16 protein-coding genes are annotated in these 14,553 nt (G+C 44.0%); 12 read left to right on the top strand and 4 right to left on the bottom strand.

Features of this window, described 5'->3' with window-relative positions; all coding sequences use genetic code 11:
- Nucleotides 1-7 precede the first annotated feature (7 nt).
- The 4 genes from FBF61_RS24470 to FBF61_RS24455 all read right to left on the bottom strand — a co-directional run bounded on the left by FBF61_RS24470 (nucleotide 8) and on the right by FBF61_RS24455 (nucleotide 3,324).
- On the bottom strand, nucleotides 8-1,123 hold the full coding sequence (locus FBF61_RS24470) for an acyltransferase family protein (RefSeq protein ID WP_229215199.1): 1,116 nt from the start codon (nucleotides 1,121-1,123) through the stop codon (nucleotides 8-10).
- A gap of 28 nt (nucleotides 1,124-1,151) precedes the next feature.
- On the bottom strand, nucleotides 1,152-1,673 hold the full coding sequence (locus tag FBF61_RS24465) for a KdsC family phosphatase (protein ID WP_138482273.1): 522 nt from the start codon (nucleotides 1,671-1,673) through the stop codon (nucleotides 1,152-1,154).
- 61 nt (nucleotides 1,674-1,734) lie between these two features.
- Complete coding sequence (locus tag FBF61_RS24460; protein WP_138482271.1) at nucleotides 1,735-2,538, bottom strand: Rossmann-like and DUF2520 domain-containing protein; 804 nt, start codon at nucleotides 2,536-2,538, stop codon at nucleotides 1,735-1,737.
- 54 nt (nucleotides 2,539-2,592) lie between these two features.
- Nucleotides 2,593-3,324: a 3-keto-disaccharide hydrolase gene (locus FBF61_RS24455; RefSeq protein ID WP_138482269.1), complete on the bottom strand. Its 732-nt coding sequence runs from the start codon at nucleotides 3,322-3,324 to the stop codon at nucleotides 2,593-2,595.
- Between the two features lie 138 nt (nucleotides 3,325-3,462).
- Between FBF61_RS24455 and FBF61_RS24450 the strand changes: the two genes are divergently transcribed.
- The 12 genes from FBF61_RS24450 to murC all read left to right on the top strand — a co-directional run bounded on the left by FBF61_RS24450 (nucleotide 3,463) and on the right by murC (nucleotide 14,543).
- Complete coding sequence (locus FBF61_RS24450) at nucleotides 3,463-4,170, top strand: hypothetical protein (protein ID WP_138482267.1); 708 nt, start codon at nucleotides 3,463-3,465, stop codon at nucleotides 4,168-4,170.
- A 192-nt stretch (nucleotides 4,171-4,362) separates the two neighbouring features.
- Nucleotides 4,363-4,806, top strand: a complete 444-nt coding sequence (rplM, locus tag FBF61_RS24445) for a 50S ribosomal protein L13 (protein ID WP_138482265.1) — start codon at nucleotides 4,363-4,365, stop codon at nucleotides 4,804-4,806.
- 3 nt (nucleotides 4,807-4,809) lie between these two features.
- Nucleotides 4,810-5,196, top strand: a complete 387-nt coding sequence (rpsI, locus tag FBF61_RS24440; RefSeq protein ID WP_026631735.1) for a 30S ribosomal protein S9 — start codon at nucleotides 4,810-4,812, stop codon at nucleotides 5,194-5,196.
- A 204-nt stretch (nucleotides 5,197-5,400) separates the two neighbouring features.
- Entirely contained in the window at nucleotides 5,401-6,222 is an 822-nt protein-coding gene (gene rpsB / locus FBF61_RS24435) for a 30S ribosomal protein S2 (RefSeq protein ID WP_138482263.1), read from the top strand.
- A 187-nt stretch (nucleotides 6,223-6,409) separates the two neighbouring features.
- Nucleotides 6,410-7,246 carry a translation elongation factor Ts gene (tsf, locus tag FBF61_RS24430; RefSeq protein ID WP_138482261.1) on the top strand — a complete coding sequence of 279 codons (837 nt, stop codon included), beginning with the start codon at nucleotides 6,410-6,412 and terminating at the stop codon, nucleotides 7,244-7,246.
- A 134-nt stretch (nucleotides 7,247-7,380) separates the two neighbouring features.
- A complete protein-coding gene (locus FBF61_RS24425) occupies nucleotides 7,381-7,968 on the top strand; it encodes an RNA polymerase sigma factor (protein ID WP_138482258.1) in 588 nt (195 codons plus the stop codon).
- A 79-nt stretch (nucleotides 7,969-8,047) separates the two neighbouring features.
- Nucleotides 8,048-8,974 carry a DUF3078 domain-containing protein gene (locus FBF61_RS24420; RefSeq protein WP_138482256.1) on the top strand — a complete coding sequence of 309 codons (927 nt, stop codon included), beginning with the start codon at nucleotides 8,048-8,050 and terminating at the stop codon, nucleotides 8,972-8,974.
- 25 nt (nucleotides 8,975-8,999) lie between these two features.
- Nucleotides 9,000-9,329, top strand: a complete 330-nt coding sequence (mscL, locus tag FBF61_RS24415) for a large-conductance mechanosensitive channel protein MscL (protein WP_138482254.1) — start codon at nucleotides 9,000-9,002, stop codon at nucleotides 9,327-9,329.
- 144 nt (nucleotides 9,330-9,473) lie between these two features.
- Nucleotides 9,474-10,826 (top strand): UDP-N-acetylmuramoyl-L-alanine--D-glutamate ligase, encoded by a 1,353-nt coding sequence (murD, locus tag FBF61_RS24410; protein ID WP_138482252.1) that lies wholly within the window; start codon nucleotides 9,474-9,476, stop codon nucleotides 10,824-10,826.
- Between the two features lie 36 nt (nucleotides 10,827-10,862).
- Entirely contained in the window at nucleotides 10,863-12,017 is a 1,155-nt protein-coding gene (locus tag FBF61_RS24405) for an FtsW/RodA/SpoVE family cell cycle protein (protein WP_138482250.1), read from the top strand.
- Nucleotides 12,018-12,019: 2 nt separating this feature from the next.
- Nucleotides 12,020-13,117, top strand: a complete 1,098-nt coding sequence (gene murG, locus FBF61_RS24400; RefSeq protein ID WP_138482248.1) for an undecaprenyldiphospho-muramoylpentapeptide beta-N-acetylglucosaminyltransferase — start codon at nucleotides 12,020-12,022, stop codon at nucleotides 13,115-13,117.
- Between the two features lie 34 nt (nucleotides 13,118-13,151).
- Nucleotides 13,152-14,543: a UDP-N-acetylmuramate--L-alanine ligase gene (murC, locus tag FBF61_RS24395; RefSeq protein ID WP_205748315.1), complete on the top strand. Its 1,392-nt coding sequence runs from the start codon at nucleotides 13,152-13,154 to the stop codon at nucleotides 14,541-14,543.
- The last annotated feature ends 10 nt before the right edge of the window (nucleotides 14,544-14,553 follow it).

Genomic DNA, 14,553 nt, shown 5'->3' with positions numbered 1-14,553 from the left:
GAGGTTGTTAGCGTCCGAAACGCTTGTCCTTAAAGGCCAGCAGCGGTTTTTCGATATAATTGTACGACAAAGTGGCAACCAAAACGGATGCTGCAACGCTTAGAACATAAAGCACGATTTGGTAAACCGGTCCTCCCCATTCAGGAGAAAAGGTGATCAATAGGTTGATTACCAGTACAATGACCGCTACGTGGTAGAGATATAATCCATAGGAGATTTTACCGATATGATGCATAAACGGATTCTCCAGACTGATCAGCGTATCGGGATTGCAGGAAACATTTAAGACAAAAAACGCAAAGAAAACGGCATATACTTCCAGGAATCCTGTGAAATGCACGCCTGAAAAGAATAGGACAAGCAGGATCAGATAAGCAATAACCTGTACATCCTTTCTGAAAATAAAGTCCAGGATATGAGTTTTCTGATTGTATACCAGCCACGCGCAAAGTCCGCCCAGCGCCATTGTCTGTATTCTGAACTGGCCCAGAAAGGTACTGATCATCGTACTTCTCGTCTCTTCGGAAACATCAACCAACTCAAGGCCGAGGAGGAGAATTGCAGCAGTAATTGCCAGAAAGAAAATAAGTATCGGGATACGTTTTTTAGGATATTTGATCAGCCAGGGCCACAGGTAGTAGAATTGCTCTTCCACCCCAATTGACCAGGTTTGGGCGCACCAGTAGGGCAGATCATAAAGGACGAATGCAAAATTTGGTAAAACCAATAGAAGTAGCGTGAGTCTTTCGGCCGCGTGTACCTGCAACTTTTCATCAGTGCCTGGAAAATCCATTAAGCTGATGTGCGGAAATACTAGAAAAGACAGTCCGATGATCAAAAAATAGATGGGCCAGATGCGAAAAATCCTGCGCAGATAGAATTTTCCGGTATCAACGTTCCCGAACCGGCCTCTTTCTTCCAGCAGTAAATAAGTGATCAAAAAGCCGCTCAGGACAAAAAACAGCCCTACACCTAGTCGTCCCGCGTGCTGTACAATCGGTAATTCATAGAAATTCGGAATTCCCAAAGCATGTTTAGCCTGTTCCAGATGATGAAAAACCACTAAGAGAGCTGCAATGCACCGGATGCCATTCAGGTTTGGGAAGTAACGCTTTTTTTCCACTAATTCTGCTCGGGATGTTTCCCTCGTTTTACTCAAACCAACTCATCCATTTTCCCTGAACCTTCATTACCTGCTCGATCAGATCGCGAACTGCGCCATGACCGCCTTTTTTAGGGGATATGTAATCGGATAGTTCCAGGATTTCCTCAACTGAATCGGCAGGGCAGGCAGCAAGTACCGACGTGCGCATGACTTCGTAATCAGGCAGATCGTCGCCCATGAATACGATTTCGTCTTCGGAAAGGCCGGTCTCGGCCAGATATTTTTTGAAAACAGGCAGCTTGCCATCGGGAGAAGTACCGATGAAAATATCGGAAACACCGAGATATTCCAGACGTCTGCGGACGCCAACCTGATTTTGGGCGGATATAATAGCTACTTTGTACCCCATTCTGATCGCGCGGTTGATACCATATCCGTCTTTCACATTGAAAATCCGGGGTTGTTCTCCGCTTTCGAGCGCAATCACGCTTCCATCAGTCATTACACCATCGATATCGAAAATAAAAGTGGTGATACGTTTAAAACGGTCTGCCAGTTTAGAATCCATGCATGATAAAATTGTGGTTCTTGCAAATATAGCCTAACTTTTTTCAGAGCGAGCAAAATCACTATTTAGAGATGTGCAGGTTTCTTATTTTGTCAGTCATGAGCCTGTAAATTTCGGTCCAGTCGGAGTTTGTTTCCTGCAGGTATTCGAGATGATGTGCGGTGGTCTTCCAGTCTCCGCGCCGTGCGGGGCCGGTTTGCCCGAGGGCCGGATCATCGGACTGCAAAGCTTTTTCAATCGTAGTTCGGATGAGCGGTTTGAGCAGATCAAAATTCAGTTGCTCATGTTCGAGCAAAGCGTGGGAAATACCCAGCAGGTAATTTGTGAAATTACTCGCAAAAACGGCCGCTACATGAAGGATGAACCTTTCATCTGAATCCATACGGCTGACATTATTGCTCACGCTCTGGGCAAGTTGCAGAAGCTTGTTTTCAATTAGCTCGTTTTTTGACTCAATACAAAACGGCAATTCTGTATAATCCATTTCCACGCCTTTTGTAAAAGTCTGCAGCGGGTAAAAAACACCGGTATGGACATATACGTCGCTGTAAATTTCAATCAGGTTCTGAAAATCCGCCAGTGATTTCGCACCGGAAGTGTGAACAAGGATAACGCCCTCAGGTAAAACGACCCTCTCGATAATACTTTCGATCGCATCGTCGGTGACGGCTATAACGATCACATCCGCCTCGCTTTCAGAGAAATTAAGATCGGGCTGAATATTGGTATCATACAGATAAGATGCCAGCTGGCGGGCTTTCTGCGTGTCGCGGCTGTATATTTCACAAATCCAGTGTCCGGCATCCTCGAAAGCCTGTGCGAGATGCCAGGCCACATTTCCTGAACCAATAAATGAGATTTTCATACAGGAGAAAATAAATATGTCCTCAATTTATGATCGGAATGCCAGCTCTACAAATCAATTTACCAAAGGAGCGGTTTGCTCGGCACTCGTCACGCCGGAAGGCAGTTCAAGTATACGCATATTCCGAAAATGAATTTCAGCACCCTCGGCCTCCAGGCATATATATCCCTTTTTGCGTTCTGACCCACGGAGCCCGTTGACGAATTTTCCATTGACCGACAGCTTGACCGTTCCGTCTACACAAACCACCACATACTTGTTCCACTCGCCTTTTCCTTTACATCTCTTTTCAATGGATTTGCTCCTGATACCCCTCGGGTTATCAGGAACGGCCGTCATGCCCATCGTTGGGAAAAGTTCTCCGTGAACATAGTCATCCGTTGCGTTGTGCTGCCTTGCATAGTCGAGTTCCAGCATTTGCACTTCTATGGCTTTTGTAAGCGGATCGTGTTCCTGCGGCGTGCCTTCGCTCCATACAAAAATGCCGGAATTGCCGCCTGCCTCCATGTGTTTCCATTCTACCTCTAATATGAAATTTTCATATTGGCGATCGGAGCGCATTACCCCTATAGGCTTCCCGGAGCATATTAATGTGCCATTTTTTACTTTCCAGGTCTCCTTGGATGTATTCACGTCGACCCAGCCATCGAGATTTTTACCATTGAAAAGAGGTTTGAAGGAAAGCATTTCAAATCCCTGTGCCCGGGGTGCAGGGCCGTTTAAAAAAAACAATGCGAGCAGCATCAGTAGTGCAGGTAAGCTGGGAAGTGGGCGAATGTTCTTCATCTGAAAGGATACTTATTTGTTAAAGAGATTTAGGAAAAATGATTTTCAGTGTGACTTTTTCAAAAGCCGACGTCTAAATGACATTTCGCTTGTGGAGCGAGTGGTTTTTGTCAAAAGTCAATAATATCATTTAATTCTATGAAAACGATACAATTAGCTTTGTTTACTATCATGATTTTGAAATTTACGACATCCCAGGGGCAGTATCAGCTTAGTTCCGGTGCCGGAATTGATGTGGGGGCCGGGTTGAGAGGCAAATCATGGACGCCGGGGATCACTTATCACGAAGAGCTCGGCGTGCGTGGAATGCCATGGCTGCAGGCTATGCTGGGTATCAGGGCATGGGGATATTATGCCGGGAATTCGGAGCTTTTTTCGCAAAAAACAGATTTTCCGAGAGACACACTTCAATATAATGCGCTTTCTTCCAATGGTATAGGGTTTGTTTTGGGCGTAAATTTGAAATTCGGGAGGGTGAACTTCGGAGCTAGCACAGATCTTGGTAATCTGGCTTACGGATCAGCCCGGCGCGCTATTTATCGGAAAAACACGGCAGACACTACCGGTATAGGATCTGCATATTATAATAAGTATGTCTCCACAATGCCCGCCAATTTGAACCTGCTTCCACTTCTTCTGCGGAGGCACAGCGGGCAATCGGAAATTTATGCGAGGATTTGGATCACAAAGAAAGTTGGGATAAAGCTGGCTTACATATATGGCAGGCAAGCTTATACCACCAAATCCGTGGAGAATAGCCCCGTTTATCTTGATAACCGTCAGCGGCGGTTTTCGAATGTTTATTCGATACCTTACGTGGCGTTGTGTTTCCGTTTGTTTGAGTAAATAAAGGTATGCCTGCCAAAATAGCAGAGATGAGCACCCGGACAATCCTCTCCAATGCGGTCCGGATGCCGAAATATCTTAGACATACTTGTAATTCAATTTGTTAAACTCTATATTTGCACTCCCATTTTGCGATGGGACTGTCTTGTTACAGTGTAAATTATTGAAAATCAATTAAATTTTTTGTTAATCGTGGATACGTTAAGCTACAAAACCATCTCGGCGAACAAAAACACAGTGAACAAGGAGTGGGTTGTTGTGGATGCTCAGGATGCAATTTTAGGTCGTTTGGCCAGTGAAGTTGCTAAAATTATCAGAGGCAAGCACAAGGCAAGTTACACTCCTCATGTGGACTGTGGTGATAATGTTATCATTATCAACGCCGACAAAATTAAGTTGACAGGAAAGAAGATGACCGACAAAATCTATGTTCGTCACACTGGCTATCCGGGAGGTCAACGTTTTCAAACTCCCCGTGAGTTGCTCGAAAAACACCCAGAGCGTGTGATTGAGAAAGCAGTAAGAGGTATGCTTCCAAAAAATCGTTTGGGACGTCGTTTGTTTACTAATCTGTTTGTATATGCTGCTGCAGAACATCCGCACAGCGCTCAACAACCAAAAGAAATCCAGTTGTAATTCATGGAAGTTATCAACACAATAGGTAGAAGAAAAACAGCTGTGGCCCGTATCTATATGACGCCAGGCAAAGGAGATATCAAGGTAAACGGACGCGATTACAAAGAATATTTCCCTTTCGAAGTTCACCAGATCGTTCTTCAGCAGCCTTTTGCCGTCATCAGCGGAGGCAATGGTTATGATCTTAAAGTGAATGTAAGAGGCGGCGGTATATCAGGACAGGCGGAAGCAATCCGTATGGCTGTTTCACGTGCGCTTTGCGAATATAACGGAGAATTCCGTGGGGCGTTGAAAAAAGAAGGATTCCTTACCCGTGACCCTCGAATGGTTGAACGTAAGAAATACGGACGCGCTAAGGCTCGTAAGAGATTCCAGTTCTCGAAACGTTAATATCAAACCGTCACTTTTGGTCATTGATGGTCAGATATCGTCATTTACTGTTTTCCATCTTAAAACAAGACCTGACAATAAGCGACGACAAATGACCGCGCGGCGGACCGCAACTAATGACAAAAAATTGTCCAGACGTAGCTTATCGTGCCCGATGCTTCGTGCTGCGTAATTTCAAAAAAAACATTCTAACATTAATCTGTAATGGCACAATTAGAATATAAAGAACTATTGGATGCAGGTGTCCACTTTGGTCACCTTACCCGCAAGTGGGATCCACGTATGGCTCCATACATCTTCATGGAGAAGAACGGTATCCACATCATTGACCTGAACAAAACTTTGAGCTGCATCGATCAGGCTGAGGCCGCTTTGAAGCAGATCGTTCGTTCAGGACGTAAGATCATGTTTGTTGCTACTAAAAAACAAGCTCAGGAAATCGTAACGGAAGAGGCGAAACGCCTTAAAATGCCTTACGTGACTGATCGCTGGTTAGGTGGTATGCTTACAAACTTCGGCACAATTCGCAAGTCTTTGAAAAAAATGCAGACTCTTGAGAAGATGCTTAAAGACGAAACCACGGTTAGCAATATAGCGAAGAGAGAACGCCTGATGCTTACACGTGAAAAGGATAAACTGGAAAGAGTGTTAGGTGGTGTAGCTGACCTGACCCGTCTTCCTGCTGCCCTTTTCATCGTTGATGTAAAACGCGAGCACATTGCAGTTGCAGAAGCAAAAAGATTGAACATACCCATCTTTGCAATCTGTGACACCAACTCAAACCCTGAACTGGTTGACTTCCCGATCCCAAGTAATGACGATGCTTACAAGGCTATCTCATTGATCACTTTGGCTATCGGAAAAGCGATCGAAGAAGGTTTGATGGAACGCAAGCAAGATAAAGACGATCAGCGCCTTGTAGAAGAAGAAGAAGCCAAACGTCAGGTTGACAAAGGCGGTGAAGAAGCGGCTCCTGCACCACGTGCGGAAGTAGCAGAAGAGACAAGTGCTGTTGATGAAGAGTAATTAGGGCGATATGGACTTGGTTCCAGTAACCTTTCCTGTCTGACAGATAAAAGTAGCCCATAGCCTTTTTGCTATGGGCTACAGTTTTTTAAAATTCAATTGGAAAACGGATTTCATAACTATTTGATAATGCAATAGTAAAGGTCGTTTTCATTCAAAATAATATTAAATCATATTAAAGCAAATCATGGCAATTACCGCACAAGATGTAAACAAACTCCGCCAAATGACTGGCGCGGGCATGATGGATTGTAAAAAAGCACTTCAGGAAGCTGATGGTGATTTTGACAAGGCCGTTGATATTCTACGTAAACAAGGTCAGAAAGTAGCTGCCAAACGTGCAGATAACGCTGTGTCCGAAGGAACGGTTTTGGTTAAAATCAGCGAAGACGGAACAAACGGAAAACTGGTTGCATTGGCTTGCGAAACTGAACCGGTTTCCAATGTCGAGGATTTCAAGAATCTTGCGCAAAGCATTCTTGACAAAGCAGTTGCAGACAATATTTCTGATAAAGAAACTTTGCTTTCTTCTCCTTTGGCAGATGGCCGTCCTGTTAGCGAGCATATCGTTGATCTGGTTGGCAAGCTGGGCGAAAAACTTGAAATCACTGCCTACGAAAATGTAACTGCTGATCAGGTTGTCCCTTACATCCACTCAAATGGTAAATTGGGCGTATTGGTAGCGTTTGGAGGAGTAAACGGAACTGACGTTACCGAGCTTGGTAAAGACGTAGCAATGCAGATTGCTGCCATGAAACCTATCGCTTTGGATAAGGATGAAGTTGATTCTGCAACTGTTGAGCGTGAAATTGAAGTGGGTAAAGAGCAGGCAAGAGCGGAAGGCAAGCCAGAAGCGATGCTTGAAAAAATTGCTCAGGGAAAACTTCAGAAGTTTTACAAAGACAATACTTTGTTGAATCAGGAGTTTGTAAAAGATTCTTCTCTGACGATTCGCCAGTTGCTTGAAAAAACAGCGAAAGGGCTCACAGTTACGTCATTTAAGCGTATTGCTATTGGTGCTTAGTAGTTAAGCCTAACAAAATATTCCTGACAACGCCTGGTATACATTTGTATACCAGGCGTTGTTTTTTAATATTTACGAAAATTAAGATCGTTATTTAATTTTTCGCACACTATCAGTGATCTTTTGATATCAGAATGGTTACAACATCAACAGACAATTACGCCTGGCATAATTCGACGGACGAAGAACTTGTAAAACTCTTCCTGGAATCTCAGGACAACCGTTATTTCGAGAAATTATATGAAAGATATTCCTTTAAGGTTTATCAGAAGTGCGTTGCACTGATCAAAGATGCGTCCGGAGCGGAGGATGTTACCCATGATGTTTTTCTTAAGCTGATCGGTAAAATGAACTCGTTTAAGAAAGATGCCAAATTTTCAACATGGTTGTTTTCAATCACTTACAACCATTGCATGGATCTGTTAAGATCTAATAAAAGGCGGATCATAACTGTTCACGGAGAAACGGCCGACTTTGTTGATGATTTTGATATGTATACGATCTTCGACCTTGATGAAATTGATATGAGGAGTTTGAAAATCGCATTGACACAATTGAACCTGGATGAAAAAGCACTTTTGTATATGAAATACATGGATGATTTCAGTATCAAGGATATAGCGTTGACTTTCAAGGTTACTGAGAGCGCGGTAAAAATGCGCCTGATGAGATCCAGGGAAAAACTGAGAAAAAGATATCTGGAAGCGCGTCTCTTTATATAAATATACCCTCGAAATGCTCTCCCCAATTCTTTCAGAAATAACAGTATTTTAACTCAACGTTTCACCAAATAAATTGAAAATGAACGAAAAACTTCGCCGTGGCCTACTATGCTTTTTAATTTTTGTCATCGCTGTTCCTGGTTTTGGGCAGAATAATGTTGATCTGACCAACTCGTTGAATAAAGAAAAACTCAAAACAGCAAATGATACAACCTGGAAAAAGATTGAATTCGGCGCTAATTTGAATCAGGGTTCTTTTAGCTCTAATTGGACCGGCGGAGGTGTTAATTCAGTGGCGCTCGGCCTTTTTTTTAATGCGCTCAATGAAACTAAACGCGGCAAGAACGCCTGGAGGAATGATTTTCAGTCGCAGTATGGTATTGTCAGAAACAAAGGGCAACAAAGCAGAAAAAATGTTGACAGGATCTTTTTTGACACAAAATACAACCGTGAACTGACACAGAAATGGAGCTTGTTTGCTAATATTAACTTTCTTTCCCAGTTTGGTGCCGGATATGAATATTCCTCCAATCCTGATTCGGCAAATGTCAAGAGAAAGGTTTCCGGAATACTCTCTCCTGCTTATCTCACAGAGGCCATTGGTATTGAATATCGTCCCGTCCCTTATTTTTTCCTGGATTTTGCACCGGGAGCTTTGAGGCAGACTATTGTGGTGGACACAGATTTGTATGTTAATACACCGGATCAGAAGAATTATGGTGTTCCGATTGGCAAGAGGATAAGAACCGAGGCAGCTTTAATGCAGATTGTCGCCAACTTTGATAAGGACATAGCAAAAAATGTTAACCTCAAATTCCGATATCTGATGTATTCAAGCATCAAACACCCCTTGAATATAGACAACCGGCTGGATGCCATGCTGACTGCCAAGATAAATAAATTTGTAAATGTCAATCTTGGTGCGATTGTAGTTTATGATGATGATCAAAGCAATAAAGTACAGTTCGCCCAGGCTCTCAGTATAGGATTTTTATACTCTTTTTAATCCATTTCACTAACCTCAACTTGTTATGCTTCAGGAGTTCAAAACGTTCATTGCCAAAGGAAATGTCCTTGATTTGGCTGTCGGTGTTGTCATCGGTGCGGCTTTTGGTAAAATTACTACTTCATTGGTTGAAGATATAATCAACCCCATCCTCGGTCTTTTGATTGGCGGTGTGGATTTCACGCAGCTGAAAATTGTTTTGAAAGATGCAGTAGGCGATACGCCTGAAGTGGCCGTAAAATACGGCAACTTTATTCAGGTGTTAATTCAGTTTGTTATTATTGCCTGGGTGATATTTTTAATTGTTAAGCTTGCCAACAGGCTAAGGATCTCAGAATCTTTGAAAAAGGAGTAGTTGAAATCCATAGAAAAATAAATACCAAAAAAGAGGCATGTACCGACATGCCTCTTTTTTTATGGAGATATAGGGCAGGAGTAAATATTTTTTCCGGAAAAGTTTACCTTCGCAGTCAATGCAGGTTCTACCACGTTTAATTTAATGCTTGTGCAAAAAAAGGTAATTGTTTTGGGAGGAGGAGAGAGCGGTGCCGGAGCTGCGATCCTTGCAAAATCCCGGGGATATGATGTTTTTTTATCAGATCGCGGCCAGTTGCACCAAAAATATAGCGATATTTTGACCAGCAGAGATATCTCTTTTGAGCATGGACAACATACAGAAGAGCGGATCCTGGCAGCTGATCTTGTCGTAAAAAGTCCAGGAATTCCGGATACGGTTCCGCTTATTCTGGCTTTAAAAGAAAAGGGAATTCCCGTCATATCTGAAATCGAATTTGCCTCCCGTTACACGGACGCCAAGCTTATTGCAATCACTGGGAGCAACGGAAAAACGACCACAACACTGCTCACCTACCATCTTCTGAAAACCGCAGGCTTACATGTAGGGCTGGCCGGTAATATTGGTGAAAGTTTTGCGTGGCAGGTGGCTGAAAAAGATTTTGACTACTATGTGCTAGAAATAAGCAGTTTTCAGCTGGATAATATTGTGAGTTTTCGGCCGGACATAGCTGTGTTACTGAATATTACCCCGGACCATCTGGATCGCTACGGGTATAATTTCGAAAACTATATCAACTCTAAATTCAATATCATCATCAATCAGACCGGAAGTGATCAGCTTGTTTATTTCCGCGACAGTGAAGTGATTGCTTCTGGTTTGGAGAAGCGAAACCCTCCGGTTAGAAAATGGGCGATTTCGCTGTCGGATACGCTCAGTGAAGGCTCATATTGGAATAATGGAATTTTGAAATCTGAAATTGACGGAGTTGGCTTAGAGCAGGATTTCGGCCAGTTGCCTATCAAAGGGCCACATAACGCGATCAATGCAATGGCGGCTATATCGGTCGCCCTGCTCGTAGGTGTGGACGGCACAGATATACGAAAGGGCTTGATGACCTTTACAAACGCGCCCCACCGGCTGGAGAAGGTAGAGGAGATCAACGGCGTTACTTACATTAACGACTCCAAAGCAACGAACGTAGATTCGGTTTTTTATGCTTTGGGAAGTTTTGAGCAGCCTGTTATCCTGATTGCCGGTGGAGTTGATAAAGGGAATGATTATAGCCAGATTGAGGACCTGGTAAAAAATAAAGTGAAGGGATTGATAGTTCTGAGTAAAAGTTTTGAAAAACTAAAGGACTACTTTTCGGGAATTGTTCCTCAGATTTATACCACTCAGGATGTTCAGGATGCGGTAAATAAGGCGCAGGAATGGAGCACTCCGGGGGATGTTGTTTTGCTTTCTCCCGCCTGTGCGAGTTTTGATCTGTTTCAGAATTATGAAGACAGAGGTGATAAATTCAAAGCCGCCGTCAGGAATCTGTTGAGCCGTTAATACCCAATAACATCAGTTTGTAACCGGTAATTCAACATGGATTTCTTGCAAAAGTTAAGAGAAGATACGCAGGCCTGGTTTGCCAGAAACCTGAAAGGAGATCCCTGGATTTGGGGAATTTGTATCATCATGCTTCTCTGGAGTATTGTGGTAGTATATAGTGCAAGCGTAAAAGACGCATATAGCCAAATGGACGGTAACACTGAGTACTACCTCTATAAGCATGTTCTTTTATGTGTAGTTTCATTGGTGGTGATGTTCTTCGTCCACCGTATTCCTTATATCCGATTTGTGTATGTTACCCGGCTGGCCGTGTGGAGTTCGATCCTTTTGCTGGTTTTTACGATGTTCTTCGGGACATCCGTTAATGACGCTGCGCGATGGATCGAGATACCAGTTATAGGGCAGCGGTTTCAGCCGTCGGAATGGGCGAAAGTGGCTTTGATCGCACACTTATCACTTATTCTTGCAAGGCATATCAAGGGCGGCTGGAATACCAGGGAGCTTTTTATGGAACCACTGGCACTGGTAGGAGTGGTATGCGGGTTGATATTTACAAGTAATGTATCGACGGCTGTTATGCTGGCAGGTATTTGTTTTCTGCTGATGTTTGTAGGTAAAGTTCCTTTGCATTATTTGCTTTTTACTGCATTAGGGCTCGTTTTCTTCGCTACCATTGCTATTCTTTTGAATTCGACCCAAAGGTCCGGGACTGCCCAGAACAGGATCACTGCTTTTTTTGACAAGGATGTAGTTGTTTATCAATCTCAGCAATCCTATATGGCAATGGCCCGTGGCGGGTTGTATGGTGAAGGCGTTTCCAAAAGCCGGCAGAGGCGTTTCCTCCCTGAGCCTCAGAAAGACTTTATTTTTGCGGTTGCTGTCGAAGAATATGGTACATTGGGCGGCACCATTCTCATTATTTTGTACCTGATCCTCTTATACAGGGGGCTCAAAGCAATTGAGGCAACGAAACGACCGTTTGGCGGTCTGTTGTCCGCAGGATTAACATTTATCGTGGTTAGCCAGGCATTTTCTGCGATGGCTGTGACCGTAGGTTTAGTTCCCGTTACGGGCCAAACCCTACCCTTTTTTAGTCAGGGTGGTACTTCGCTGATTTTTACAGGAATAGCTATGGGAATGATCCTCAGTGTAAGCCGGGGGGAAAAGATCGAAGAGAAACGAATTTAGAAATGTCAAAGAGGGTAATCATCAGTGGAGGCGGAACAGGCGGGCATATTTACCCGGCCATTGCCATTGCGACTGCATTGCAGCAAAGGGAACCTGATCTCGAAATCCTTTTTGTTGGTGCTCTGGGTAAAATGGAGATGGAAAAAGTGCCCCGGGCAGGATATAATATTATCGGCCTGCCGGTTGCGGGAATTAAAAGAGAAATCTCTGCGGATAATCTTTCATTTCCCTTTAAACTCATCCGCAGCCTCTCCATGGCAAGAGCAATCATAAAAGATTTCAAACCTGACGTTGCGGTTGGAGTAGGTGGTTTTGCCAGCGGGCCTTTGTTAATGATGGCTTCCCTTGCCGGTATACCGACATTGATCCAGGAGCAGAATTCTTATGCAGGTATTACTAATAAATTACTTGCAAGACGAGCAAAGAAAATCTGCGTGGCATATCCGGGGATGGAGGCATTTTTCCCGAAGGATAAACTTGCGCTGCTCGGAAATCCAGTGAGAAGCGACATTGTGGATGTGTCCTCGAAGCGGAGAGAGGCATTGGTTCATTTTGGGTTAAACGAAAATCAAAAGACACTTTTCGTGATGGGTGGCAGCCTTGGTGCGCGGTCGATCAATGAGAGTATTAATAAGGGCTTACCTGAAATAATTGCAGCAGGCTATCAGATTTTGTGGCAAACAGGAAACGGATATATTGATACCGCCAAGACAACCATAGCCGGGCTGAATACTGATAGTGTGAGAGCTTTCGATTTTATATATACCATGGACCTTGCTTATGCAATAGCCGATGTCGTGGTATCGCGTGCAGGGGCTTTGTCCGTTTCGGAACTATGCCTGGCGGGAAAACCTTCGGTGCTGGTTCCGTATCCTGCAGCGTCGGAAGACCATCAGACAAAAAATGCGCTCAATCTTGTGGAACAAAATGCCGCTATCCTGATTAAAGATTCGACGGCGCGAGATGCATTAGTGCCGGCTGCTTTGGAATTATTAAAGGACATGGCCAGACAGCAAGAACTTAAGATTAATATCAGAAAACTTGCCAGGCCGACAGCTGCTGACGATATAGCTGCTGAAGTATTTAAGTTAATAAAATAACACACCCCAGAATTTTACGCTTATGTCATCTTCTATGACGAATTGGAAATATATTTATTTTGTCGGGATCGGCGGGATCGGAATGAGTGCGCTGGCCAGATGGTTCAATGCAAATGGTTTTCACGTGGCAGGATATGACAAGACGTTGACACCGCTTGTTCAGAAGCTGGTTGAGGAAAACATCCCGGTGACGCTCGAAGATGAAGTTGGAAGCATTCCCGGAGATTTTAAAGCGGATCCTCAGCAAACTTTAATCATTTACACACCGGCCGTGCCTGTACATCACAAGCAGATGCATTATTTCCGGGACCAGAATTTCCTGATTCTGAAGAGGTCGCAGGTGCTGGGGATGTTGACACGAAATTTAAGGACAGTCGGGGTAGCCGGAACTCATGGAAAGACTACGACTTCATCCCTGGTTGCGCATATCCTGCGTCATGCCAACGTAAACAGTACTGCTTTTTTAGGAGGAATTACCCAGAATTACGGCACGAACCTGTTGCTCAATGAACCTACGGAAAATCTGGAAGAGGTGGTTTGTGTGGTGGAAGCCGACGAATTTGACCGTTCATTCCTGACTCTTTTTCCGGAAATTGCCATTGTAACTTCCACGGATGCCGACCATCTTGATATATATGGAAAGCACGAAGCGGTGCTGGAATCGTTCCGGGAGTTTGTAAGCCAGATTGACGATAACGGGATACTTTTCATGAAAGACGGCCTGGAAATTGCTTCGAGTACCAAGGCCAAAGTGTCAACCTATGCACTGAAAAGCGGCGATTACCATGCCGAAAACGTTCATATCGAGAATGCCAGATTTGTGTTTGACCTGGTCTATCCGGGTGGGACAATTGATGGGATCGCGATGAGAATACCAGGCTATCACAACATCGAAAATTCCATCGGGGCGAGCGCGGTTGCCTTGTATCTGGGAGTGGCCCCTGAGAAGATCAAAGAAGCACTGGAGAGTTATAAGGGTGTCAAAAGGCGTTTTGAATATCAGCTGGAAGAGGCAGCTCACGTTTATATCGACGATTATGCGCATCACCCTGCCGAGATCGAGGCGTTCCTTTCATCTGTCAAAGCTTTGTATCCGGGAAGACATGTCACTGCCATATTTCAACCGCACCTTTTTACCCGGACGCGCGATTTTGCGGAGGGTTTTGCCGAAAGTCTGTCCATCGCAGACCGTTTGCTTTTGATGGAGATCTACCCTGCCAGAGAGCTGCCGATCGAGGGGGTAACTTCTGAAATAATACTACGTAATGTGAGTGCAAAGGACAAACAAATTGTAGGTAAAGATAATATAATTAAGATTTTAGCCGGTTTAAATACGGATATTGTGGTTACAATCGGTGCCGGAGACATTGATACATTGGTGGAGCCGGTGAGGAACTTGCTTAAAAATCCATTTGTGAATAATTAGTCAAAGCATT

The organism is Dyadobacter bucti, from assembly GCF_005869225.1.
Classification (GTDB): Bacteria; Bacteroidota; Bacteroidia; order Cytophagales; family Spirosomataceae; genus Dyadobacter; species Dyadobacter bucti.
The sequence above is the reverse complement of the archived record's forward strand: the minus strand, read 5'-3'. Positions and strand labels throughout refer to the sequence as shown.